Origin of the sequence: Glutamicibacter sp. JL.03c (genome assembly GCF_025854375.1) — a bacterium.
Taxonomy (GTDB): domain Bacteria; phylum Actinomycetota; class Actinomycetes; order Actinomycetales; family Micrococcaceae; genus Glutamicibacter.
In genome coordinates, this window is sequence record NZ_CP107575.1 from 2,311,774 (window position 1) to 2,335,827 (window position 24,054).

Below are 24,054 nucleotides of genomic sequence, written 5' to 3' on the forward strand. Positions count from 1 at the left end.
TTCAGCCTACCTCTCCCCATGGTCTCCGGGCCTTCGGACTTCAGCTTTCATGGCCAAGGATCCAGTACGCGTGCAGAATGGGCTTATGAACATTACGGATGTCTTTGCCGATTTCGCCCAGCGCCCCGTCGAGGCTGCCCGCAACCTCCCGGCGCTTTCTGCCGAGCAGCTCAATGCCCACCCAGCCGGGCACCCGAACTCGATTGCTTGGCTGCTGTGGCACGCAGGCAGGGAAATCGACGTTCAGCTGGCCCATCTGAGCGGAGGGAACGAAGTCTGGGAATCCTACCGCGGCAAATTCGGTCTGGGTGACCTCGGCGATTCCGTAGGTTACGGCCATTCAAGCAATCAGGCCCATCAGATCCGGGTTTCAGACCAGCAGGTGCTCGTGGACTATGTTCAAGCCTGCTTGAAGTCTCTCATCGAGTACACCGGAACGCTTTCAGAAGAAGACCTGGACGAGGTGATCGACCATGACTGGGATCCCCCGGTGACTCGTGGAGTGCGTCTGGTCTCCCTCATTGATGATGCTACCCAGCATGTCGCCCAGGCCGCCTACGCGGCCGGTGCTGTAGCAGGGCAATAGCCATAACCGCGGAACACGTGCACCCTTGATGGCCATCCAGAACGCAATGGCCCTGAAGAGTCCTCGAGGCGTCTGACAATGAATCAGCCGACAAGCCATGGGCTGCCTTTCCCTGCTCGTCAGTCATACTGACCGGCATCACCACCATGCACGTTGGCCTGGGCGAGGAATCCGCGCAGCCAGATGTCGACCTGATTCCGCGAGTACTAGTTGGAGGTCCACAATGAATATCGAAGTCGCCCGTGCGGACGAACTCGGAGAGGAGTGCCGGTACCAGATCTCGGAAGTTCTCACGCAAGGTTTCGCCGAGGATTTCGCCTTCTTCTCCAAGAACGCGAAAAAACTCGCCGATGCGTTCGCTCCGATGCTCGTCCTGGAGTGCTTCCATATTGCGCTGGTCGATGGCAAGCCCGCCGCTGTCGCGGCCGTCACCGAAGGTGAACAGGAGTGCTTCCGGCTGGATCGGCACGAGCTCCAGCGCGTGCTCGGTCCACTACACGGGTTGATCAGCTATCGGATCATCCAAAGCCAATTCATGGGGTCATACGATGATGCCCGCGATGGCCTGACCGAGATTGCCTTCGTCACGACAGCACCGCAGCATCAGGGCCGAGGCGTAGCTACCGCGCTGATGCGCCGGCTTCTGGAACTGCCCGCCGACCAGTTCGTGCTGCGCGATATCAAGGACACCAACACCGCTGCCCTCGCTCTGTACACCAAGCTCGGATTCACCGAGACGCAGCGTCGACGGATCAAGTTTGCGAAACGAGCTGGGTTCCGCGCATATGTTTCGATGGGCCTCAAACGTGCGGAGGCCGGCGGAAGAAGAGCACCCGGATGGGTCAGGCCCGGTAGCGCGCTTCGGTTTGCACCCCTAGCTAGGACCCTAGGGACAAGCGAAGTTCAACCGGATGGCGGCGCGGATCAGGTTCTGGGGCCGTCCGTTCACCCGCCGCAACGCGGGGCCTGGTAGCGTCGGCTGCTTTCGGCGTTGCACCTAAAGGGAAAATGGCTGGTGCCCCTTGAACGGCATCCGTGTTGCGGAGAAACTATCTTCTCCGCCCAGAATAATTTTCCGATGACTCGGTTCCCAGACGCACGAACGCCCCCGGTTCCGAAGGAAACCGAGGGCGCTTGAGCTGAGAAGTCCTAGACGTTGAAGCGGAACTCCACGACGTCGCCGTCCTTCATGATGTAGTCCTTGCCCTCAATGCGGGCCTTGCCTGCGGACTTGGCATTGGCAACGGAGCCCAGCTCCACCAGGTCATCGAAGGCCACAACCTCGGCCTTGATGAAGCCACGCTGGAAGTCGGTGTGGATCACGCCGGCGGCCTCCGGAGCGGTGGCGCCGCGGCGGATGGTCCACGCACGGGTTTCCTTTGGACCAGCGGTCAGGTAGGACTGCAGGCCCAAGGTGTCGTAGCCAACGCGAGCCAGCTTGTCCAGCCCGGACTCTTCGATGCCGGCATCTTCGAGCATCTCCAGCGCCTCATCCTCTTCCAGCTCGGCCAGCTCGGCCTCGAACTGGGCATCCAGGAAGATGGCCTCGGCAGGGGCGACCAGCTCGGAGAGCTTAGCCTGCATGTCCTTGTCGGCCAGGCCTGCCTCATCGGTGTTGAACACGTAGATGAATGGCTTGCTGGTCATCAACTGCATCGGTGCCAGCTCTTCGAGGTCCACGCCATTGGCCTTGCCGGCGGCGAACAGGGTCTTGCCCTCTTCCAGGACCTTCTGGGCTGCCAGCAGGTTGTCCATGAAGGACTTCTCGATCTTCTTGCTGCGCAGCTCCTTCTCAAGGCGTGGCAGCTGGTTCTCGATGGTCTGCAGGTCGGCCAGCACCAGCTCGGTAGCAATGGTCTCGATATCCGATTCCGGGTCCACCTTGCCGTTGACGTGGATGACGTCGTCGTTCACAAAAGCACGGGTCACCTGGCAGATGGCGTCGGCTTCGCGGATGTTGGCCAGGAACTTGTTGCCCAGGCCTTCGCCTTCCGAAGCGCCCTTGACGATGCCGGCGATATCCACGAAGGATACGGTCGCTGGCAGGATGCGCTCGGAGTTGAAGATTCCGGCGAGAACCTTCAGGCGCGAATCTGGCAACGGCACGATACCCACGTTGGGTTCAATGGTTGCGAACGGGTAGTTGGCTGCCAGCACCTGGGCACGGGTCAGCGCGTTGAACATGGTGGACTTGCCAACGTTGGGCAGTCCGACGATTCCGATAGTAAGAGCCACGGGAGAAAATTCTACCTTTTGCTAGTGATGAGCGCTCAATTATCTACTGGCGCGTGAATTCTTTAGTTGCCCTGCGGGCGGGCACCGCGGCCACCAAGGGCCCGTTCCTCATCGCCGGCTTCCTTGAGCTTGCCGCGGATTTCCTTGGGCAGCGAGAAGATGATGTCTTCTTCCGCGGTGGTCACCTCGGAGACGTCGTTGAATCCGTAGTCGGCCAGCAGCGAGACGACCTCGCGCACCAGCACCTCGGGCACCGAGGCACCGGAAGTCACGCCCACGGTGGACACGCCCTCGAACCAGGACTCGTCCACCTCGTTGGCGAAGTCCACGCGATAGGCGGCCTTGGCCCCGTGATCAAGCGCCACCTCGACCAGGCGGACCGAATTCGAGGAATTGGCTGAGCCGACCACGATGACCAGGTCGGCCTGCGGGGCGATGTTCTTGATCGCTGCCTGGCGGTTGGTGGTGGCGTAGCAGATGTCATCGCTGGGCGGATCCTGCAGATTCGGGAAGCGCTTGCGCAACCGGCGCACGATCTCCATGGTCTCATCCACGCTCAGGGTGGTCTGCGAGAGCCAGATCAGCTTGTCCGGATCCTTCACCTGGACGGTGTCGGCTTCTTCCGGATTGTTCACGATGGTGGTCACTTCCGGAGCTTCGCCGTAGGTGCCTTCCACTTCTTCATGGCCTTCGTGGCCGATCAGCAGAATTTCGTAGTCGTTCTTGGCGAAGCGCACGGCTTCGCGGTGCACCTTGGTCACCAGCGGGCAGGTGGCATCAATGGTCTGCAGGTTGCGATCGGCTGCGGACTGGACCACTGCCGGGGAGACGCCATGGGCGGAGAAGACCACCAGTGCGCCTTCCGGGACCTCTTCGTTTTCCTCCACGAAGATCGCCCCGCGGGCCTCGAGTTCGGAGACCACGTGCAGGTTGTGCACGATCTGCTTGCGCACGTAGACCGGAGGGCCATAGTGCTCCAAGGCCTTTTCGACGGCCACTACAGCACGGTCCACGCCAGCGCAGTAGCCACGCGGGGCCGCGAGCAGGACCTTGCGCTCGGATACCTGCGGGGAGGCCGCTGCGATCTCGGCCGGAGTGCGGCGAACGCGCGGAATCCGTGGGACTGGCAGCGATACCGGAATGGAAGTGGAAGTAGCCATACCTCTAGTCTACGAACTGCATGCAAGTTAGCCCATGCTCATATGATGCGTGCCACCCTTTGCGCCCTGTGAGTTCCACCTCCACCGCACCGCTGTCACTGCTCAGCACGGCAGCGAGCTGGGCAGCTTGACGCTGGTAGTGAGAATCGAGCCGGCCGAATCGCTGCCCCGGTAGGCGCGGCAGACCCCAATTCCACGCTTGGCCAAGTTGGCTTTGATCTGCCGCAGCGAATCCGGCGAGAAGCCGTACCACTGCATGTGCATCAAGACGGTGTCGCCGGTCGAGGCGGCGGAGGCCCTGGAGATGGTGATGGACTTGGATTTCACCTTCCAGTCCTCGGTATCCCGTGTCCAGGTCCACGGTGCCATGCCACGCGAATCGTAACCACAACGGACTGAAGCGTCGATGGCCCCGTAGGGCGGGCGTCCAAAGTTCGTGTGCACTCCGGAACCGCTCAGCTGCGCTCCGACCTGTTGGCAGCTCAGCGGCCGCAGATCAGGGTGGCTGACCGAATGGTTGATCACCCATTGGCCCTTGGCTCGGGCCAGGCTGGCCAGATCCGCCCCGTAGCGGGACTTATAGGAAGACAGGCAATCGCCGGTAGGTGCTATCACCAGGCCGATGTTGGCACTGGCTGCATAGTCAATGGCTGCCTTGTAGGAGCTCAGGTTACTTGGGCAATCATCAAAAGTCAGCACCACCCGCGAAGTGCGGTTTGGCCCCTTACTCAGTGGTGTTGCCGGTGGCTTGGGATAGGCAGTGACATAACTGCCGCTGACCCAGCCGGTGTATCCCCCGTAGCTGACCCGATACCAGCCGTTGGAGGCGCGGGCATAGGCCGGCACCGTGGCCCCTTTCGGGATGGTCACCAGGATCCGGTAGCTGGTGGAAGTGCCGGTGCGCAGGTTCAGGCTGTCGAGGGTTCGCACCGTGGCTGCCACGACGTAGTAGTTGCTGACATACCCGGTGCGCCCGTCATAGCTGACCTTGTACCAGCCGTTTGATGCCCGCCCCAGGACCGGGACCGAGGTGCCCTTGGGAATGCTCGCCAGAACCGAATACGAGGTGGAAGGTCCAGTGCGCAGGTTCAGGATGTCGGTGGTGCGCACCCGTGCTGGCAAGTCGATGGATAGCTCGGCGGCCACCGCGACACTTGCCGTCCGGGCTGCCGGCACTATGTTGCCCGCGGGCATTGCGGCCGCAGCGAATGGAATCGATCCGGTCATGAGCCCGATGGCCAGAGCCACCGAGCCCACAGATCGTGCGGTGGCGCGACGAGATGTTTCCCCAAACATGGCACTGCGTCCTTCAAAAAGTGCTTCCCCAATGCTCAACAGTGTCCGCCCGTCGAAGCGACCGGGCAAGAGCAAAATCCGGACTTAACCAAATTGTTGGAAATACCCTGCTTGGGGATCTTGAACCAAGAGAATGACCACAAACTTCGCCCGTTCCGTCATCATCGCTCCACCTTCGACCACCCCGACCCTCCCCGTAATTCAATGATCTGTCGGTGCCATGCGGTAGTCTCGCATGTGCCGCAGCAATCGCGTCTGCTGGTGCCATGTTTCGATTCCCAAGGAGCGGCCCGAATGGAGCCCCAGACACCAGCGAGCTTGCCAAGCACCGCCGGGCAGACCACGGCGGAGAATCCTTGGCCCTTACGCATCCTCTCGGAGAAGCTCAAGATCCATATCGAGAATTCCCCGGTGGTATGGGTGGAAGGCCAGTTGCTGGAAGCAAATGTCCGCAACGGACACGCCTACCTCACCCTGCGCGATGTGGACGCCGATTTCTCTTTCTCCGTCACCATCTGGGCCTCAACCATGCGCAAGCTGGAGACCACGCCACAGGTTGGTTCCCGTGTCGTCGCGCAGGTGAAGCCAAGCTTCTACGCGAAGACCGGACGGCTGTCGCTGAACGCCACGGATCTGCGGCCGGTTGGTTTGGGGGAACTTCTGGTTCGGCTGGAACGCCTTCGCCAAGCCCTTGGTGCCGAGGGATTATTCGCCCCGGAGCATAAGCGAGCGCTCCCGGTGCTGCCGGGCCGCATCGGCCTGATCACCGGACGCGACTCGGATGCCGAGAAGGACGTGCTGCGCAATGCCACGCTGCGCTGGCCCTCGGCGCAATTCAGGGTCATCAATACCGCGGTGCAGGGTGTGGACGCAGCCAACCAGGTGATGGCGGCCCTCAAGGAGCTCGATAATGACCCCAATATTGATGTGATCGTTATTGCCCGCGGTGGCGGCGCGCTGGAAGATCTGCTGCCTTTCTCCAACGACGACCTGGTCCGCGCGGTCTTCGCCGCGCAGACTCCGGTGGTCTCGGCCATCGGGCACGAGGCCGACCGGCCAATCCTCGATGACGTGGCGGATTTGCGCGCCTCCACCCCCACGGATGCGGCCAAGCGCATCGTGCCTGATCTCAATGAGGAATTCACCGGCCTGCAGCTGGCCCGCAATCGACTTGAGCGCTCCATTAACAACTTGCTGGAACGCGAAACCCAGTTGCTGGCGGCCGTCCGCGAACGACCGGTGCTGGCCAATCCGCAGGTCATGGTGACCACTCGCGCAGAGGACCTTGCCCGGTATCGGCAGCGGTCCACCGACCTGTTGCATTACCGGGTGCAGCGTGCCCGCGACGAGATCACCCATTTGAAGTCGCAGGTCCGGGCGCTTTCGCCGCAGCAAACCTTGGACCGGGGCTATTCGGTGACGCAGCTGGCCGATGGAAGCATCGTACGGGAAGCCGCTGATGCGCCGGTCAACACCGATGTTTTCATCCGGTTAGCCTCCGGCCAGCTAGCCGCTCAAACCACTGAATCCATTCCCGCCGGCGATGCCGCGAACTAACTCGATACACCCTGGAGCCATCATGACTGCACAAATCCCCGAAGATATCGCCAAGCTCTCCTACGAGCAGGCTCGCGAAGAACTGCTCACCGTGGTCAACCAATTGGAAACCGGCGGAGTCGCTTTGGAGGCCTCGCTGGCTTTGTGGGAGCGCGGCGAGGCGCTTGCGGCACACTGCGAGAATTGGCTCAATGGCGTGTCGCAGCGCCTGGAGCAGGCCCGCGCCAAGCAGGTTGGCGCGGACGGCGAATAGCTTCTCGTTGACGGTTGCCTACTTGGTAGCTTCCAGCCGAACCTTTTCAGCAGCCACATCGAAGTTTGCTTCGGGCCACGGCACGGTGATTCGCTGCAAGGTATCCAACAGCAGTTCAGCCACGCACAAGCGTGCCCGCCATTTCTGGTCAGCAGGCACCACCTGCCACGGTGCGGTCTTGTTATCAGTCCGATTCACGGCGATCTCGTACGCCTGCTGGTAGTCTTCCCACAGCAACCGGTCATCGATATCCCCGGGCGAGTACTTCCAGTGCTTGTCGGGGCGTTCTAGGCGTTCGGCGAGCCGCTCATACTGCTCTTCCTTGCTGATATGCAGCATCACCTTGATGGGATGGATGTTCTGCTCCAGCAGCTGCTTCTCGAAGTCCACGATCTTGGCATAGCGGGAGTCCAAGGTCTGCGGGCTGGCTAATTCCTTCACCCGGGCAATCAGGACATCCTCATAGTGGGAGCGGTCGAAAACTCCGACTTTTCCCCTGCCGGGCAAGTGTTTGGTAATGCGCCACAAGAAATCATGCGAGGCTTCTTCTGCCGTTGGCGCTTTGAACGCGTGATGCTCCACTCCTTGGGGATCCAGCATGCCAAGGACGTGGCGAACGATTCCGCCCTTACCCGAGGTGTCCATGCCTTGCAGGATCAGGAGCACTGACGGAGCTTCCTGACCTTGGATCGAAGCGGCGAACAGGCGCTCTTGCAGGTCCGAGAGCGGCTGGGCGATCTCCTCCATGCGCTTCTGCGCGGCCTTCTTATCCTGCGGCGCGTCCTCGGGCCACCAGTCAGGATCCTTGGCTGCCCTCTCTGATAGTTTCAGGCCCGGCTCGGCGCGCAGGGCTTCAACCAGGTTCGCAGGGTACGAGCTCACAACCGACTCCTTCTATGGACTTCACTACTGTGAATCTAGGTAATTGCCAGCGTACTGGCAACAGCTGGCGGTGTCCCGAAGAAATCCGCGTGCCGGTCAATTGGCCATGCCGCGGCAAAGAAAAACACCACCGCATGACTTTGAATGTGTCGCGCGATGGTGTTTTTCTCGCTAAGGCTAAGCGCGGGCGCGCCAGTCCTCCAGGAACTGTCCGATACGACCCACAGCATCCGTCAGATCCCGCACGTTCGGCAGGGTCACGAGCCGGAAATGATCTGGGCGTACCCAGTTGAATGCGGTGCCCTGGGTAATCAGGATTTTCTGCGCCTTGAGCAATTCAAGGGCGAACACCTCATCGTCATGCATCGGATAAACTTCTGGATCCAGCTTCGGGAACATGTAGAGCGAGCCCTTGGCCTTCTGCACCGAGACACCCGGGATGGCGGTGAGCAGGTCGTAGGCGGCATCGCGCTGTTCGAGCAGGCGTCCGCCAGGCAGGATCAAGTCGTTGATGGACTGGTATCCGCCCAACGCGGTCTGGATGGCATGCTGCGCTGGCACGTTGGCGCACAGACGCATGTTGGTCAGGAGGTTGATGCCTTCGATGTAATCGGCGGCCTGGTGCTTTGGACCGGAGATCGCCATCCATCCAGCACGGAAACCGCACACGCGGTAGGCCTTGGACAAGCCGGAGAAGGTCAGAATCAACACGTCATCGGCGAGCGACGCCGTGTTGATGTGCTCGGCGTCATCGTAGAGGATCTTTTCGTAGATCTCATCCGAGTAGACAATCAGCCCGTGCTTGCGTGCCAGTTCCAGAATCCCTTCAAGGGTTTCTTTCGGGTACACCGCACCGGTGGGATTATTCGGGTTGATGATCACGATGCCCTTGGTGCGATCGGTGATCTTGGATTCCATATCCTCAAGATCTGGAAGCCAGCCCTCTTCCTCGGTATTCAGGTAGTGCACCGGGGTGCCGCCGGCCAGCGAGACCGAAGCGGTCCACAGAGGGTAGTCGGGGGCAGGGATCAGGATCTCATCCCCGTTGTTCAGCAGCGCGTTGAGCGAGAGCGTAATGAGCTCGGAGACGCCGTTGCCGAGGTAGATGTCATCCACGCCAATGGTCTGGATGCCTCGGGTCTGGTAGTACTGCGAGACCGCGGTTCGTGCCGAGAGGATGCCGCGGGAATCAGAGTAGCCCTGGGCGTTTGGCAGGTTGCGAATCATGTCGACAAGCACCGCGTCAGGCGCTTCGAAGCCGAACGGCGCGGGATTGCCGATATTCAGCTTCAGGATACGGTGCCCTTCGGACTCCATGCGTTGGGCGTGCTCCAGTAGCGGCCCACGGATGTCGTACAAGACATTGTGCAGTTTCGTCGATTGCTTGAATTCTGCCATGATTACACTTTCTCATGTCAGGCGTGTAGAACACACCTTGTTACTCGACCGCCGTCGGGTGCGGCCGAAATCCTTGGGGGGTCGAATTACTGGAGCAGTGCCACGGAGTGCTACTCGATAATCCATTCCCAGCGGGTCGCCGCCTGCGCGGGCTTCATCGCCCCTGGCGCGTTGACCATTCGGTTAAGATCCACCAGGGTCTGCTGAGACAGATCCCCGGTGACCTTGTTCAATTCACCGCGCGCCTTATCGTCGACGGCGCTGCTCGCCAGCAGCATGATCGGCTGCGCGTCGAAGAGCTTGGCGGTGTCGGGAATGCTCTTGAATCCTTCATCGGAAATCATCGCGTTGCCGGCGCTGACGGCCACTGCACGGTCCACCGAGGCACGCAGCTGGGTGGCTAGATCATCGGTCTTCACCACCGAGACCTTCGGCTTTTCACAGCTTTCGGTCTTCAAGGTTGCTTTTTCGGTCTTCAAGGTTGCTTCAAGACTCTTGGTATTCGAATCGTCAGTGATGATGGTGAGCTTCTCGCAGGCGCCTGCCAGCGACGAAAGAGAATCGACGCTGTGTGTCTGCGCTTCAGCCGAGCTCATCACCAAGACCTTGCCGGCATCAGCCGCGCTGAGATCCAGCGCCTCGATCTTGTCATTCGAGTCATTGATCTCGGTGCGCAACTTCTTGAGATCGTCAACCGACAGCACGCCGTCTTCGCCGGCGATGGTTGCCCGATCCTTGGACAGGCTCAGCGCGGCGCCGGCGTAGTCCACAGCGATATCTGCTTGCCCGTCGATAACCTGCTGGTACGGGTTTTCGGAGGACTTGTTGATTTGAACGTCGTAGCCCTTGTCTTTCAGGGCGTTCTTGTAGACCTCGGCTAGGGCCTGCTCCGCAGGCTGCTCGCCACGCGCCAGCTTGAGCACAGCACTCTGGCTCGACTCCGAGGGAGCGCTCTGTTCATCAGCAGTGCAGGCGGACAGGGGCAACAACAGGGCAAGGCTCAAGACACCAAGACGGGAGGTTTTTCGCAAGTTCATATCGCTATTGATTCTATGGCAGAGTCTTTTGATCCGGCGGTTACTCGCGGGGCGCGGTCAGTCGCAAAATGCTGTCCACGCGCTCGATGCAATTGAGCTGCTGGATTTCCTCGCGCGTGAACCACGCGGCCTGGCTGGTCGAGCCGTTGACCTCGTGGCGCAGGTCGCCGCCGGTGAGCTTTGCCCGGTAGGTCACCGCCACGGTCTGCATGGCGTGCCCTTCACCGGAGTACCGCTTGGCGCCGGGAATCACTCCGGTGGTGACATCCAGCAGGGTCAGCTCCCCTACTGCGTATCCGGTCTCTTCATAGACTTCGCGCTTGGCGCCTTCGATAATTGGCTCGCCCAGATCGATGCCGCCACCAGGGAGCGACCAGCGAGGGGTGAATTTCGGATCACGATGCCGCATATCCCAGAGCGTCAGCAGTATCTTTCCTTCGTGTTCCACCAAGCAGTATGCTGCGAGTCTGGTATCGAAGAATTCACCGGTATGCTCTGAACGTCGTGTCATAACCCCAATATATCGGTTTGTTCACCGTTTATTTTCCCCATCGCTCAGGGCATGATACGGATTATTGGCCAAATATCCCGCTGAAGGCATCCGGATGTGATGAAATATTCTTATGTCCCAGCACTCAGAGCATTCCTCAAACGTCGACCTAGATGAAATCGATCGAATCATCATCGACGAATTGGTCGCCAATGCGCGCATCTCCAATGCCACGCTTGCCCAGCGTGCAGGTATCGCGCCATCGACCGCCTTGCTGCGCACCCGTTCCCTGGTAGAGCGCGGCATCCTCACCGGCTATCACGCCGAAGTGGATCTCGGCACCGTAGGCCGCACCGTCCAGGCTCTCATCTCGGTAAAGCTTCGCGCCCACGACCGCGAAAAGATCGATACCTTTGTCGAGCGCATCCCGCTCCTTCCAGAAGTACTGTCGATGTTCCACGTTTCCGGCGGCACCGACTACCTGTTGCACATCGCCGTGGGCTCCACCGATCACTTGCGCGACTGGGTGCTGGACAACCTGGCTACCGACGAATCGGTGGGCCACACCGAAACCACGCTGGTTTTCGCCCATCACCGTGGAAACCGCGGTCCACTGCCTTCCGAAGACATGATGAACTGAGTAATCCTCTGAGTCCTCGGCCTTCGGCAAACAGCTGGCCCTCACTGAATATTCAGTGAGGGCCAGCTGTTTGCTTATAACAAGTTCTAGGCGCGGCGGCGCTGCATTACGGCATCTAAGTTCAAGCGGGGCTTGGTATTTGATACCGCGAGATCAGTGGTTGGCAAGGTGCCAGTTGCTGGTGGAACGGCGGTTTCCGCGACAGGTGCCTCAGATGTCTTGGCGGCGGTCTCCTTGACGCTCTCCTCGCGCTTGGAGGCCACCGAGGTTACTGCGGCACGATCTTCCGCAGAAACCTCCGAGGCCAGGCGCTTGGCATCTTCCGAAGCCTTCAGGCTGATCTGCTTGCTTGGACGCAGCGGCTCTTCAACTGGCAATGGAGTCTTCTGTACCCGTGGTGCAGGAGTTTCATTCGCGCTCTTGGCAGCCTTGGCGATGCGCTCGGATGCCTCGACGTAGGTTGGCTTGGGAACGCGAGTAGGTGCCCAGGTGTCAGGCTGCTTCACACCGCCGTGGCCGTGAGCCACTCGCAGTGCTTCGGCGCGAAGTTCCTCAGCGGTGATGGCTGGTGCGCGGCGGGAAGATCCTGGACGAGCGTCGAAGACTTCGTCGCCATCGTGCTTGCGGTGAATGACCTGGTTGGCTGCATCTTCGAATGCCGGGGTCTGCAGCGCCTTTTGGCGGGTGGCTTCCAAGTGGTCTAACAGCTTGCGGTTGCGGTCGCGGACGGCGAGCATGCGCAAGGTGGCGAAGGAAAGCACCGCGACGAGAGCGAAGATGCCTACGGTGCCGAAGGATAAGGCGGTGAAGGGAGCCAGCCCGACTCCGAGGACCGTGGCGATAACTGCCAGTGCACCGATCAGGGCGACGGACAATCGGCCATAGCGCACACGTATCTTGAGTTTTCTCGCAGCGACTTCCTGCGAAGCGCTCTGTGACGTGCCAGCCATGTGCGTCCTCCATCACCGATTCGATCGGTCAAATCTTCCAGAACCGAATACGGCTCTTTCAAATCAACCCTATGCAACCGATCTTGCGGTGACACGCATATATGTCGGTGTGTCTATAAGTTTTCGCCACTACTTTGTGCTCCACAAATGCGGATTGGCTTGAGAAGCACGCAAACAGAATCAACCTTCGTAGATACGTTCGAGCATCGTGCTTGATAGCTCTTCGCGGTTTAATGCGAAGGTCCGGTGATCACGCCATGCGCCATCAATGTGCAGGTACGCTTTTCGTACTCCTTCGTCGCGGAATCCAAGTTTTTCCGCCACTCGCAAACTCGGCGCATTCTCTGGACGGATGTTGATCTCAAGGCGGTGCAGCTGGAGGTCATCAAAACAATGATCAATGACCACGGCGCAGGCTTCGGTCATCAGGCCGAAGCCTGCATGCTGATGGTCAATCCAATAACCGATGGAAGCGGTCCGCGCGGCCCCATACTGCACCGAGGATACGGAGACCTGCCCGATGAGCGGTGGACTGGACTGATGCAACTGTGGCAGCGCAATGGCCCACGAGTAGCCGGTTCCTTCACGGGCTGCCTGGTCCTTGCCCACGATCATCTGGCGGAAGGTCATGGACTCAGGCGGGCCCATGGGGCTGGTGGGATCCCATGGCTGCAGCCACTGCGAATTGACGTAGCGCAGGTTGATCCATTCGGTCTCATCCCGCATGGTCAACTGACGCAGCAGCAAGCGGTCCGAGCTCAATTCGGGGACCAGTCGCGTGGCACGGCGAGAGAAGAGCATGAGCACATCGTAATACTCCCGAGTCGCATAAGCGCACTGCGTGGCAAGCCAGGTGCATTTCTTTGCGTTGTGCGTAAGCTGGAGTCATGACTGCGAACCCTGCGAAGAACCACGACTCCGGAAAGAAAGCCGTCCGTGCATCCATCCGCGCGGCGAGGGATTCCATGGATAACGCCACGCGTGCCGAGCTGGGCGGGAAATTGGCGAAGACTGTTCTTGGCTATCTGACGCAGAGTACCGGCATCGTACGCAAGGTCGCCGCGTACACTTCCTCCCTGGGTGAACCCGATACCTCCACGCTGCTCGACGCATTGGTCAATGAAGGCATCGAGGTCTTTTTGCCCGTGTGCGAACCGGAGTTCGCGCTGTCATGGGCCGCCTATACCCCGGGCATGCAATTCCAGCGCAGCGCGCTGGCGCCGGTCATGGAACCAGCAGGTCCCCGCTTTGGAACTGAAATCTTCGATGACATTAATACCTTGATCATCCCTGCCCTGGCCATCGATGAGCAGGGGCTTCGGCTTGGCCAGGGCGGCGGATACTATGACCGTTTCCTGCCATTGATCGAGGACTCCCCGGTGCGTGTCGCAGCGATTGTCTATGACAATGAATATGTTCCAGCGGGGTCTTTCCCCGTGGCTGAGCATGATCAGCCGGTGGATCTGGTCTTCACGCCGGCGGAAGTCCACCAGATCATCTAGGGCTTGGCGCGAGAGGCACTTACGCACAATTCGTCGCGTAGAGCATCGCAGGCCCGTGGCACACCGCTTGCATGGTGCCATGAGCTATTTCTTCAAGTCCTCCGCGCGTGCCCGTCCGCCCGCCATCCCCCGGCCGAAAGTCCGCCCAGCCCGCAACCGCAGCGAGTTGCTGAGGCGTTATCGAAAACCCTTGGCATTGGCCTTCACGCTTTTGGCCGTTGCTGGCCTGCTCAACGTCTTTTCTTCAGGCCAGCTGACCCAGCGTGAAGTGGTGGTTGTGGCCACCGATATTCCGGCGGGAAGCGAGATTTCCGCGAATCACCTTTCGGTGCAGACCGTTCGCCTTGACCCTGCCGATGACGAAATCTTTGATTCCCCGGAACAGCTGGTTGGCCAGCGCATCGCCATTGGATTGGATGCAGGAACGGTGATCCGCAAGTACGCGCTGGTCGGCGAGCAATTATTGGCTGGTGCCGTTGATGGCACCGTGGCGGTTCCCCTGCGTTTGAGTGATCCGGCCACGGTGACCCTGCTCCAGCCCGGACAGCTGGTGGACATCGTCTTGACCACCGGCGATGGTTTTGACCGTGAGATCGCATCCAGCACGATCGCAAAATCCGTACCCGTATTGTGGGTTCCTCAAAGTGCTTCCGATTCGGAATTCGGGATGCTCAATGGCACTGTCCCGAGCGGCGAAGGGATCATCGTTGTCGCCGCGGCCAGCAGCCTCTCGGATGATCTTTCCGGCGCGGTCTCTCGCGGCAAGGTCTCTGCGGTATTGGTCGACTAGTTTGGACCTCAGCCCCAGTGCGGTGGCTTCTCGCGCTTCATCAATTCCGCGAGATCTTCCTTAGCTTCGCCCCACAGTCGCGGGTCCTGGTCCTTGGCGATGAATTCCGCCAACGGATCGGCGCTGCGCTGTGGAGTTTTCCCGGCAGCATCTGTCGCCGACCCGGCGGCAGCCTGCGGCTCAGCGAGGGCACGGTCAACGGACTCCGAGTGCGGCACCGGGGCGTAACTGCCGGTGAGCTGGACACGTTGTTCCAGATGTTGTGGTGGTGCGACCACGCGCGGCCGCTTGCGACGGCCGCGCGTTGGTTCCTGCTCAGAAGTCATTACTTCTCGGACGCCGGCTGTTCAGTTGCCTGGCTGGCCGGAACCGGTGCCGGGGTGGTTGGCTTCGATTCACCGGCCGCCGGTGCTTCCGGCGCCTTCGCCTCGTTGTCCTCGGCTGATTCTTCGACTGATACCTCAGCGGCTGCGCCGGCCTTAGGATCCAACTTGGACTTCGCTGTTTTCAGCAGTCCGCTCTTTTCCTTTGGTGCCGGTTCAGTAGTCACATCTCGTGCCGATACCGGACGAGCCGCTGCCACCGAGCTGCGCGATGAGGAGTCTTCAGTCGTGGCCGCGCTGGTTGGAGCCTTGAGCTGCAGGGCCTTGGCCAGGCGCTCAGTCACCGCTCCTGGATCCGTGAAGACATCGATAGTCCACAACGGAACATAACGCCAGCCGTGCTTCTCGAAGAATTCAGGGCGCAGACGGCTGCGCTCGCGCACGGTCAATTCCGCATAATGTTCGGTGCCGTCGTAGACCACTGCCAGCGGGCGAATCCCGCTATCTGCCGAGTCGAAGACGTGAGCCGACAAGTCAAGGACACCACGGTAGTCTTCAGCCACAATGGCACCGCGTTCACGCAGGCGGCGGGCCAGGTCCGAGACCAGCGGGTCAAATCGCGGGTTGCGCATGGCGCTGACACCGGAATCGCCAGCTTCCACGCGTCCGAAGAGCTCAAAGAACTGACGGGCACCGCGGTACACGCGGTTCAGGTCCACGTCGCTTGGCAGCAGGCTGGAAACCAAAGTCATATGGCTGCGCGAACGGGTCATCGCTGCAACAAAGAGCTGCTCGCCGCCTTCACGCGAGAGCGCACCGAATTCGTGCAAGGTCTTTCCATGAGGAGTGCGCCCGTAGCCCCATGCGAAAATCACCGCATCGCGACGCAGGCCGATCAAACGGTCCATAGTGGTCACGACGAATGATTCCTGCTTGGATCGCAGGTAATCCATGGCGTATTTGTGATTCGGCAGCTGCACGCGAATCGCTTCGGCGATGGCCGAGGCATGGCTGCGGTTCGAAGCGATGACCGCCAAGGACTCATGGCCTTGGTTCTTGAAGTGCTCGAAGACCAGATCAACAACGCGGGCTACCTCGGCGGCGGTGGTCTGCACGCCGTCTTCGCTGTTGGCCAGCGAGCCGGTGGCGTCCGGTACGTATTCGCTGCGCAACAGCGGCGAGTTGCCGCTGATGTTCACAGCCATTGGCAGACGCGAGATGCTGTTGTCGTAGAAGGTGGTGGACAGCTGCTCCACCAATCCTTCGTCAATCCCCCGGTACACGGTGGACAGCGAGCCGGCGACCAGCACCTTGTTCAGTGCCGAGAGCGCCGAACGATCCTGCTTGTGCTCGATGACGCGGGCAGTGGGGTCAACGGAAACTTCGAAGCGCTTTGGCCCGCCGAGCATTTCATCACCGATGGCGATGACCTGGCTGGAGCGGCGCAGCGCATCAAGCACTTCACGCAGGGCCAGATAGTTGGCTTCCAGGAGGATGACTGCGTCGAATTCCGCATCTTCAGGCAGCGCGCTGCCAAGCAGCAGCGGGGCGGAAACGATGACCGGCGTCAGCGAATTCGCCAATGGCGCGCCCAGCTGCAGCAAGCCTGCAATGCTCGGGGCACCGGACTTGAGCATGTCACGCAGCGCGCGGGATCCTGCACGGTGGTCAGCCAGAGCGGCCTTCCAGCTGCGCGACAGGGCCCAGCGGATGCGCTGCGGGCCGGAGGCGATGTGCGCGCCGTCGGCCAGGCGGTAGTCGGCTTCGATCTTCTCCAGCTTGGAGCCGTCATTCATCGCGAGGAAGTCATCGCCGGAAATCATGGCGTCCAGCACGGACTGCCACCACGCCAGTTCCAGTTCGCTGTCCACGGCATCGGCATCGATTTCTCGCTCGGCGAAGTCATCGAGCAGATCTCCCAGGCCAGCTTCGGTGAGCTGCTCGGAGATCAGGGTGCGCTCTGGCAGTTCGCCCAAGTCTTCGCGGCGGTCAACCAGGGCTGCGACGGTATCGAGCAATTCGGCGATAGGCATTTCGCGCAAGCGGGAGCCCAGGGCTGGCGGCAGCATGCCGGCCAGCTTGTCGATGCGGGCTCCGGCGTCGTGGTAGCCGGCCTCGACGTCAAGCAATCCGCCAGGGACCTGCGGGTTGCGCTGGCTGGTGGCGATGGCGCGCCATGCGTCGCGCTGCACCGAGACCGCCTGCAGGGCTGCCTGCAGGTCAGCGACGTGCATGCCGGGACGAACGTATTCCTTGGCGATCTTGCGCAGGCGGGAGCGGACGATGGAGCCCATTTCCACGCCATGCTCGCGGCGCCAGGCGCTGGTCGCGGTGGCGGCGATCAGATCATCAATGTCGCCCTCGAAAATGTCCGACTCGAACTTGTCCAGGGAGCCGCGCACGGCAACCAGCAGCTGCAGCTGGTCGCCCCACTTGTCGTAGCTGTCTTCCAGGCGGATCTGCGACTGCTTGGCGATCTTCTCCATGTGCTCATGGAGGATCGGCAAATCCCGGCCCAGGCCACTGGCCAAGTTCAGTGCCTGTTCGGTGGCTTCGGCATTGCGCAGCGGCGCACCATGCCATGGGCTGGTGGTGTGTTCCTTGGAGTAGGCGCCAAGCTGGGCGGCGCGCTTGAGCTGCGCTGCGACATGTCCACGCTGGCCCATGGAGTCCAGGACCGAACGCTTCAGGCGCACGGTGGTCGACGGTGCCGGTTCCAGCGCGGAGAGGCGTGCCAGCTCCTGCATGGCCTGGTAGGGCGAGCAGCCCCAGCGGCTGCGTACCGAGTGCAGGGACTTCACGTGTTCGTGCAGTGCGTGGCGGGATTCGCGCAGGCGCTTGAACATCGAACCCAGTTGCGGTTCGGTGGCCTTCTCATTGCGCAGGATGGATTTGGTGAGCAGGGTGCGCAGCTGCTCCGGATCCTCGTTGGGTTCCAGCAAGAGGCTGGCGGCATCCAGCTGCTCGTTGAACAGCTGCACGAATTCTTCGGCGGCCGAACGCTGTTCTGCCACCACCAGGACGCGCTTGCCCTGGGCTGCCAAGAGGGCAGCGGCGTTCAGCGCGGTCTGGGTGGCACCGGTGCCGGCGGCGGCGTTGATGGCCACCGATTCGCCGGCGGCGATGTAGTCGAGCATCTTGGACTGGGACTCGTCGGCATCCAGCAGGTAGAGCTCGTCTTCCGGGTCGCGCTCATCCGAGGACTTGGCCAGGGTGCTGCTGCCGGTGTGGACCTTGCGGGTGGAGGGTTCTTCCGGTGCGCCGGCCTGCTTGCGGGGACGGGTGCTGTCCTTGAGGATGTTGCGCACCCGGCGAAGGCGCGAGCCGCCGTCTTCGCCCGGCTTGCCCTCATCGCTTTGCACTTCGCTGCTCTTGGCGGCCGCGTCCTTGGCGGCTTCGCCTGGCTTCTGCGCTTCGGGCTTGGCCGCGGTATTGCCCGGCTTGGCGGCCACGAGGTTGGCCAGGGCTTCGGAGGCCTTGGAGTCGGCGGCGTTCTTGGCCTGCTTCTCGCTCAGGTCATGGCGGATCAGCGCCTCGATGACCGGGTGCGAGCCGGTGAGCTTGGCCGGGTCTGCGGGGTCCATCAGCTCGGAGAAGGTGGACAGCAGCAGCCGGTGGCCCACGACCACGCCGGGAACCTCGGCCATCTGGTGGCGCAGGGCATCCATGCCGCGCACCGGATCAAAGCGGGCAATGGAGTAGGCGGCGGAGTCAACGGCGCTGACGTCCACCTTGGCATTGTGGTCTGCCTCGAACTGGCGGACAAAGGCAGGGGACACGGTGGCGCGGCCGACCAGTTGCAGGTCGTAGTCATCGGCATCCACGTGCTTGGTCAGGGTGATGCGGCCTAGCATGATCGGCGCGGAGACCGGTTCGCTCTTTCCATCGTGCACGGCACGCCAGTTGGCGACACCGGCGGCCAGGTAGCCGACGTCGATGCCGCGCTCTTCCCAGAGCTCGCTGATCTTGGAGGCCAGGGCGCGGGCGGTGCGGCGCGCGGTGGCGTACTGCTCAGCGTCGTGCAGCAGCGTGGACAGCCGGGTGCGCCGTCCTGCCAGGAACTGGGCCAGCCCCGAGGGGTTGGCGTGGGTGATGTCGATGCTGTTGGACGTCGACGGAGCAAACCGCAAGGTGGTATCGGCACCGGCACTTTGCCCCAGGGATTTCACCCAGGTTGCCACCCGCTCGGCGGCAGCATTCTGTCCACTAGCCACGACAGTCATTCCCTTCACTGAACCGACCATTTTCGGGCGCACTGCGGTGCAGATGCGCCTCTTTCTAACGTAGTGCACAAGCCCTGCAGATCAGGTGTGCGAAACACGTTTTAACTGCGAGAAGCGGAACCGGGGACGATGAGCAATACCTCTTCGAGGTGCACCTCACCGGCCAGCCGGTTCCGCTTCCGATCCGCTAGCTGGACGCCGGGTTCGCTAGCAGGGTCGCGGGATTACTCCCACTCGATGGTTCCTGGTGGCTTGGAGGTGACGTCCAGAACCACGCGGTTGACCCCATCGACCTCATTGGTGATGCGGTTGGAGATCTTCGAGAGCAGATCGTATGGCAGGTGCGACCAGTCGGCGGTCATGGCATCCTCAGAGGAGACCGGACGCAGCACGATCGGGTGGCCGTAGGTGCGGTGATCGCCCTGCACGCCTACCGAGCGGACGTCGGCGAGCAGCACCACCGGCATCTGCCAGACCTCGTCGTCCAGGCCTGCAGCGGTCAGCTCGGCACGGGCGATCGCGTCGGCCTTGCGCAGGATGGACAGGCGCTCTTCGTTGACGGCACCGATGATGCGGATACCCAGGCCTGGGCCAGGGAATGGCTGGCGGCCAACGATTTCCTCGGGCAAGCCGAGCTCGCGGCCCACGGCGCGGACCTCGTCCTTGAACAGGGTGCGCAGCGGCTCGACCAGTTCGAACTGCAGGTCCTCTGGCAGGCCGCCCACGTTGTGGTGGCTCTTGATGTTGCTGGTGCCTTCGCCGCCGCCGGATTCCACGATATCCGGATACAGGGTGCCCTGGACCAGGAACTTCACCGGCTCGCCCTCGGAAGCTGCTTCAGCGATGATCGCTGCTTCGGCTGCTTCGAAGGCGCGGATGAATTCGCGGCCGATGATCTTGCGCTTGGTCTCCGGATCGGTGACACCGTCCAGTGCGGCAAGGAAGCGTTCGCGTTCGTCAGCGATGTAGAGCTTTGCGCCGGTGGAAGCGACAAAATCCTTCTCGACCTGCTCGGCTTCGCCTTCGCGCAGCAGGCCGTGGTTGACGAACACGCAAGTCAGCTGGTCGCCAATGGCGCGCTGCACCAGTGCCGCGGCAACTGCCGAGTCCACGCCGCCGGACAGGCCGCAGATGGCCTTGCCGGTGCCGACCTGGGCGCGGATGCGCTCGATCTGCTCGTCAGCGATGTTGTCAGCGGTCCAGTCGCCGGCCAGGCCTGCGCCGTTGTACAGGAAGTTCTCCAGGACGTCCTGGCCGAACTCGCAGTGCTTGACTTCCGGGTGCCACTGCACGCCGTAGAGGCGCTTGGCCTCGTTGGCAAAGGCGGCAACCGGCGCGCCGGCGGTGGTGGCCAGCACTTCGAAGCCTTCTGGGGCCTGGGAGACTGAGTCGCCGTGGCTCATCCACACGGTGGGAGCCTGTGCGGCGCCTGCCAGGATGGAGCGGGCTTCGCCCTCAAAGTTGGTTGCGGTGCGGCCGTACTCGCGCAGGCCGGTTTCCGAGACGGTTCCGCCCAGGGCGTTGGCCATGGCCTGGAAGCCGTAGCAAATGCCCAAGACCGGCACGCCGGCTTCAAACAGGTCGGCCCCGACGGATGGGGCGCCATCGGCGTAGACGCTGGAGGGACCACCGGAGAGGATGATCGCTGCAGGGTTCTTGGCCAGGATGGCTTCGGTGGACAGGGTGTGCGGAACGATCTCCGAGTACACACGGGCCTCACGTACGCGGCGAGCGATGAGCTGCGCGTATTGGGCCCCGTAGTCGACGACCAGAACCGGCTTATGTTCTGGATTGAGGGGAGCAGTAGTCACCGTTACAGTCTACGCGGTTCGCCGCCCGCGAAACAGCCGGAGCGCTGTCATCAGCGTCACCTAGCGGCCCGCCGCTACCCCCGATGCCCCTGCCCAACGCACGCAGCGGGCGAACCCGTTCTCCTGGTTCGCCCGCCGCGTGATGGTTTTTGCCCGTCTAGTAGCGCTTCGCGGCCTTCGGGTGGGCGGCCAGTTCGCGGTCGACTTCAGCGTGGACCTTGGACTCCGTGTAGAAGGACAGGAACGGGATCACGCCACCCAGGGCGATCGTAATGAAGCGCATAAATGGCCAGCGCATCAGCGACCAGAGGCGGAAGTCGGCGAACAGGTACACCACGTACAGCCAGCCGTGGGCGATCAGGATGCCCAGGGAGATGTTCGCTCCCCCGGTCACTTCGGCACGGTTGTGCAGGCCAATGGAGTTCGCCACCCCGTCGGCCAGGGTGCCGCCGACAAAGAGTTCCAAGGACCAGAAGTACTTGAAGATCATCTCCACCACGAGCAGCAGCAGCATCACACCGGTGATGTAGGCAAAGACCTTGTAGAACTTCGCGGCGCTGCGGATCTGCGCTGGGGTGCCGCCGAACTTCCGGGGCTTCGGTGCGGGGGTGGTGCTGGACATGGCTGGTGATTCCTTCCGAGTCATGAAAGAGGTCGGTGTGCTTGTTGCTAGTCGTTGGTGGCCGGTGGCGTCTGCCCGGGGTTCGCTTCGCGGGCTTCGGCGGCGCGCTCGGCGATCTCATCAAGGTCCCGCTGATAATCATCGCGGACCATGCGGTACCAGAGGAAGATCGCGAAGCCGGCGAAGAGGACCCATTCAATGCCGTAGAAGACGTTCAGCCAGTTGATCTGGGCTTCCTGCGGCTGCGGGCCGACGTAGATCATGTCGATCCCCGGCTGCTCGACAGCCTGGCCCTTGGCGGTGGTGATCTCGTGGGCCGAGATGAATCCGTTGTACAGGACCGAGTCCCAGATATTCGCCAGCTGCGCCGAGGTGATCGAAGGCAGGGTCGTGCTGCGCAGGTCGTGTTCGTTTTCCGGGCCTTCGTTCGGCAGCAGGCGTCCGGTGATTTTCAGTTCGCCCGTGGGAGCAGCCGAGGGCGTGGTTTCCTCTGGCTGCCAGCCGCGCACCACCGCAATGCCAGCGTCCTGCTTGGCGCCATCGACCTTGAATTCGCTGATGACCCATACGCCCTTTTGGCCATCTTCGACGCGGTCATCGATGAGGCGGTCGGTGCCGGGGACGAATTCTCCGGTGAAGGTGACGATTTGATCCGCTGTGGTGCCCAGCAGCTCGGTGCCGATGTCCACGTGCTTGGTCAGCGCCACCGGCTTCTCGGTCTTGTCGACCTTGACGACCGGTTCGCTCTCGGAGGCGCCGAACTGCCATCCGGAGAGGGCGACGAATCCGGTGGCGAGGGCGAGCGCAGCAAGGAGGGCGCCGATCCACTTGAGCTTCAGAGCGGTTTTAAACACCCTCTAACCGTACTTCTATTTGCCGTAGAACTCGAAATGATGAGGGCGTGAGATTGGCCTAGCGGCAGTATTTTTAGCCCGTGGGAACAAACCGCGTGGGTTGTTCGTTGAGCGCCAGCGGCTTTAAACGAATCGAACCCAGTTCAGGTGCATGAACTGGGCTCGATTCCTGGCGACTAGTAGCGGTCAGACTCGTAAGGAGAAAGCACCACGTCAACGCGCTGGAATTCCTTGAGGGTCGAGTAGCCGGTGGTGGCCATCGAGCGGCGCAGCGCGCCCACCAGGTTCGAGGTGCCATTGGTTTCATGCGATGGGCCGTAGAGGACCTTTTCCAGCGAACCAACGGTGCCGACCTTGGCGCGGTCCCCACGTGGGCTGGCCTCGTGAACGGCTTCCATGCCCCAGTGGTAGCCGGCACCTGGAGCTTCTTCGGCACGAGCCAGCGCGGTGCCGAGCATGACGGCGTCGGCGCCCATGGCGATGGCCTTGACGATGTCACCGGAGTTGCCCATGCCGCCATCAGCGATGACGTGGACGTAGCGTCCGCCGGACTCCTCGATGTAGTCGCGGCGTGCGGCGGCAACGTCGGCAATGGCGGTAGCCATTGGCGCATGGATGCCCAGGGTGCGGCGGGTGGTTGACGAAGCGCCGCCGCCGAAGCCGACCAGGACACCGGCAGCACCGGTGCGCATCAGGTGCATTGCCGGGGTGTAGCCAGCGGCGCCGCCTACGATGACCGGGACGTCGAGTTCATAGATGAACTGCTTGAGGTTCAGTGGTTCGGTGGTCTTCGAGACATGTTCAGCCGAAACGGTGGTGCCGCGGATGACAAAGATGTCCACGCCCGCAGCTACCACGGTCTTGTAGTGCTCCTGGGTGCGCTGCGGAGTCAGCGAGCCGGCAACAACAACGCCGGAGTCGCGGATTTCGGAGATGCGCGAGGTGATCAGTTCCGGCTGGATGGGTGCCGAGTACAGTTCCTGCAGCTTTGCGGTGATCTTCGGGTCGTTGCGGGTTGCCGCCTCGGACTTCAAACCGGCGATTTCAGCCAGCACGGCTTCCGGGTTCTCGTAACGGGTCCACAGGCCTTCGAGGTTCAGCACGCCCAAGCCGCCGAGCTGGCCCAGGGCAATGGCGGTGGCCGGTGAGGTCACCGAGTCCATCGGTGCGCCCAGGATAGGGGTGTCGAACTGGAATGCGTCAATCTGCCAGGACACCGAAACGTCCTTCGGATCACGGGTACGGCGATTCGGTACGATCGCTACGTCGTCCAGGGAATATGCCTTTTGTGCCCGCTTGCCGCGGCCGATCTCAATCTCGTTACTCACCTAACTAGGTTACCAAGTCTGAGCCGAATTCCCGCTTTTCCTGGTGCCGGGGCAATCGGCCATGATGTATATCTAGCATCTTGCCGCAACAATCTAGTGACAGGTAGAGGCAAAAAA

At 61.7% G+C, this 24,054-nt stretch carries 22 protein-coding genes; 7 read left to right on the forward strand and 15 right to left on the reverse strand.

The genetic code is table 11. The features are described 5' to 3' along the window. The first annotated feature begins 85 nt into the window (after window positions 1-85). Window positions 86-586 carry a mycothiol transferase gene (locus tag OF385_RS10660; protein ID WP_264275365.1) on the forward strand — a complete coding sequence of 167 codons (501 nt, stop codon included), beginning with the start codon at window positions 86-88 and terminating at the stop codon, window positions 584-586. Between the two features lie 223 nt (window positions 587-809). Next, window positions 810-1,559, forward strand: a complete 750-nt coding sequence (locus OF385_RS10665) for a GNAT family N-acetyltransferase (protein WP_264275366.1) — start codon at window positions 810-812, stop codon at window positions 1,557-1,559. A gap of 176 nt (window positions 1,560-1,735) precedes the next feature. On the opposite strand, the gene ychF is transcribed toward OF385_RS10665, so the two are convergent. The 3 genes from ychF to OF385_RS10680 all read right to left on the reverse strand — a co-directional run bounded on the left by ychF (window position 1,736) and on the right by OF385_RS10680 (window position 5,277). After that, window positions 1,736-2,821 carry a redox-regulated ATPase YchF gene (ychF, locus tag OF385_RS10670; protein WP_264275367.1) on the reverse strand — a complete coding sequence of 362 codons (1,086 nt, stop codon included), beginning with the start codon at window positions 2,819-2,821 and terminating at the stop codon, window positions 1,736-1,738. A gap of 62 nt (window positions 2,822-2,883) precedes the next feature. Further along, window positions 2,884-3,981: a 4-hydroxy-3-methylbut-2-enyl diphosphate reductase gene (locus tag OF385_RS10675; protein ID WP_264275368.1), complete on the reverse strand. Its 1,098-nt coding sequence runs from the start codon at window positions 3,979-3,981 to the stop codon at window positions 2,884-2,886. A gap of 102 nt (window positions 3,982-4,083) precedes the next feature. Further along, on the reverse strand, window positions 4,084-5,277 hold the full coding sequence (locus tag OF385_RS10680; RefSeq protein WP_264275369.1) for an SH3 domain-containing protein: 1,194 nt from the start codon (window positions 5,275-5,277) through the stop codon (window positions 4,084-4,086). 294 nt (window positions 5,278-5,571) lie between these two features. Here OF385_RS10680 and xseA point away from each other — a divergent pair, with 294 nt between their 5' ends. Next, the gene (gene xseA, locus OF385_RS10685; protein ID WP_264275370.1) at window positions 5,572-6,834 is read left to right on the forward strand and encodes an exodeoxyribonuclease VII large subunit; all 1,263 of its coding nucleotides are present in this window, start codon (window positions 5,572-5,574) and stop codon (window positions 6,832-6,834) included. Between the two features lie 22 nt (window positions 6,835-6,856). Next, window positions 6,857-7,087 (forward strand): exodeoxyribonuclease VII small subunit, encoded by a 231-nt coding sequence (locus OF385_RS10690; RefSeq protein ID WP_022874033.1) that lies wholly within the window; start codon window positions 6,857-6,859, stop codon window positions 7,085-7,087. Between the two features lie 18 nt (window positions 7,088-7,105). Here the strand turns inward: OF385_RS10690 and OF385_RS10695 are convergent, their stop codons facing one another. The 4 genes from OF385_RS10695 to OF385_RS10710 all read right to left on the reverse strand — a co-directional run bounded on the left by OF385_RS10695 (window position 7,106) and on the right by OF385_RS10710 (window position 10,915). Continuing rightward, window positions 7,106-7,969, reverse strand: a complete 864-nt coding sequence (locus tag OF385_RS10695; protein ID WP_264275371.1) for a PPK2 family polyphosphate kinase — start codon at window positions 7,967-7,969, stop codon at window positions 7,106-7,108. A gap of 177 nt (window positions 7,970-8,146) precedes the next feature. Continuing rightward, window positions 8,147-9,367, reverse strand: coding sequence for a pyridoxal phosphate-dependent aminotransferase (locus OF385_RS10700; RefSeq protein ID WP_022874035.1), 1,221 nt, complete (start codon window positions 9,365-9,367; stop codon window positions 8,147-8,149). A gap of 110 nt (window positions 9,368-9,477) precedes the next feature. Continuing rightward, complete coding sequence (locus tag OF385_RS10705; RefSeq protein WP_264275372.1) at window positions 9,478-10,404, reverse strand: glycine betaine ABC transporter substrate-binding protein; 927 nt, start codon at window positions 10,402-10,404, stop codon at window positions 9,478-9,480. 40 nt (window positions 10,405-10,444) lie between these two features. After that, a complete protein-coding gene (locus tag OF385_RS10710) occupies window positions 10,445-10,915 on the reverse strand; it encodes an NUDIX hydrolase (protein WP_264275373.1) in 471 nt (156 codons plus the stop codon). A gap of 112 nt (window positions 10,916-11,027) precedes the next feature. Between OF385_RS10710 and OF385_RS10715 the strand changes: the two genes are divergently transcribed. Then, window positions 11,028-11,534 (forward strand): Lrp/AsnC family transcriptional regulator, encoded by a 507-nt coding sequence (locus OF385_RS10715; protein ID WP_264275374.1) that lies wholly within the window; start codon window positions 11,028-11,030, stop codon window positions 11,532-11,534. Window positions 11,535-11,620: 86 nt separating this feature from the next. On the opposite strand, the gene OF385_RS10720 is transcribed toward OF385_RS10715, so the two are convergent. Beyond that, window positions 11,621-12,484, reverse strand: coding sequence for a hypothetical protein (locus OF385_RS10720; RefSeq protein ID WP_264275375.1), 864 nt, complete (start codon window positions 12,482-12,484; stop codon window positions 11,621-11,623). 180 nt (window positions 12,485-12,664) lie between these two features. After that, entirely contained in the window at window positions 12,665-13,285 is a 621-nt protein-coding gene (locus tag OF385_RS10725; protein WP_264275376.1) for a GNAT family N-acetyltransferase, read from the reverse strand. A gap of 86 nt (window positions 13,286-13,371) precedes the next feature. On the opposite strand from OF385_RS10725, the gene OF385_RS10730 reads away from it, so the two are divergent. Next, window positions 13,372-13,986 (forward strand): 5-formyltetrahydrofolate cyclo-ligase, encoded by a 615-nt coding sequence (locus tag OF385_RS10730; protein ID WP_264275377.1) that lies wholly within the window; start codon window positions 13,372-13,374, stop codon window positions 13,984-13,986. A gap of 79 nt (window positions 13,987-14,065) precedes the next feature. Beyond that, window positions 14,066-14,776, forward strand: coding sequence for an SAF domain-containing protein (locus OF385_RS10735; RefSeq protein ID WP_264275378.1), 711 nt, complete (start codon window positions 14,066-14,068; stop codon window positions 14,774-14,776). An 8-nt stretch (window positions 14,777-14,784) separates the two neighbouring features. On the opposite strand, the gene OF385_RS10740 is transcribed toward OF385_RS10735, so the two are convergent. The 6 genes from OF385_RS10740 to OF385_RS10765 form a co-directional block, all read right to left on the reverse strand. Then, window positions 14,785-15,102: a hypothetical protein gene (locus OF385_RS10740; protein WP_264275379.1), complete on the reverse strand. Its 318-nt coding sequence runs from the start codon at window positions 15,100-15,102 to the stop codon at window positions 14,785-14,787. After that, on the reverse strand, window positions 15,102-19,322 hold the full coding sequence (locus OF385_RS10745; RefSeq protein WP_264277903.1) for a DUF4011 domain-containing protein: 4,221 nt from the start codon (window positions 19,320-19,322) through the stop codon (window positions 15,102-15,104). The genes OF385_RS10740 and OF385_RS10745 overlap by 1 nt, the downstream gene beginning before the upstream one ends. A 224-nt stretch (window positions 19,323-19,546) precedes the next feature. After that, window positions 19,547-21,133: a glutamine-hydrolyzing GMP synthase gene (gene guaA, locus OF385_RS10750; RefSeq protein WP_264275380.1), complete on the reverse strand. Its 1,587-nt coding sequence runs from the start codon at window positions 21,131-21,133 to the stop codon at window positions 19,547-19,549. Window positions 21,134-21,290: 157 nt separating this feature from the next. Further along, window positions 21,291-21,755, reverse strand: a complete 465-nt coding sequence (locus OF385_RS10755; protein ID WP_264275381.1) for a DUF3817 domain-containing protein — start codon at window positions 21,753-21,755, stop codon at window positions 21,291-21,293. Between the two features lie 47 nt (window positions 21,756-21,802). Further along, window positions 21,803-22,609, reverse strand: coding sequence for an SURF1 family protein (locus OF385_RS10760; protein WP_264275382.1), 807 nt, complete (start codon window positions 22,607-22,609; stop codon window positions 21,803-21,805). Window positions 22,610-22,785: 176 nt separating this feature from the next. After that, window positions 22,786-23,937: a GuaB3 family IMP dehydrogenase-related protein gene (locus OF385_RS10765; RefSeq protein WP_264275383.1), complete on the reverse strand. Its 1,152-nt coding sequence runs from the start codon at window positions 23,935-23,937 to the stop codon at window positions 22,786-22,788. Window positions 23,938-24,054 lie beyond the last annotated feature (117 nt).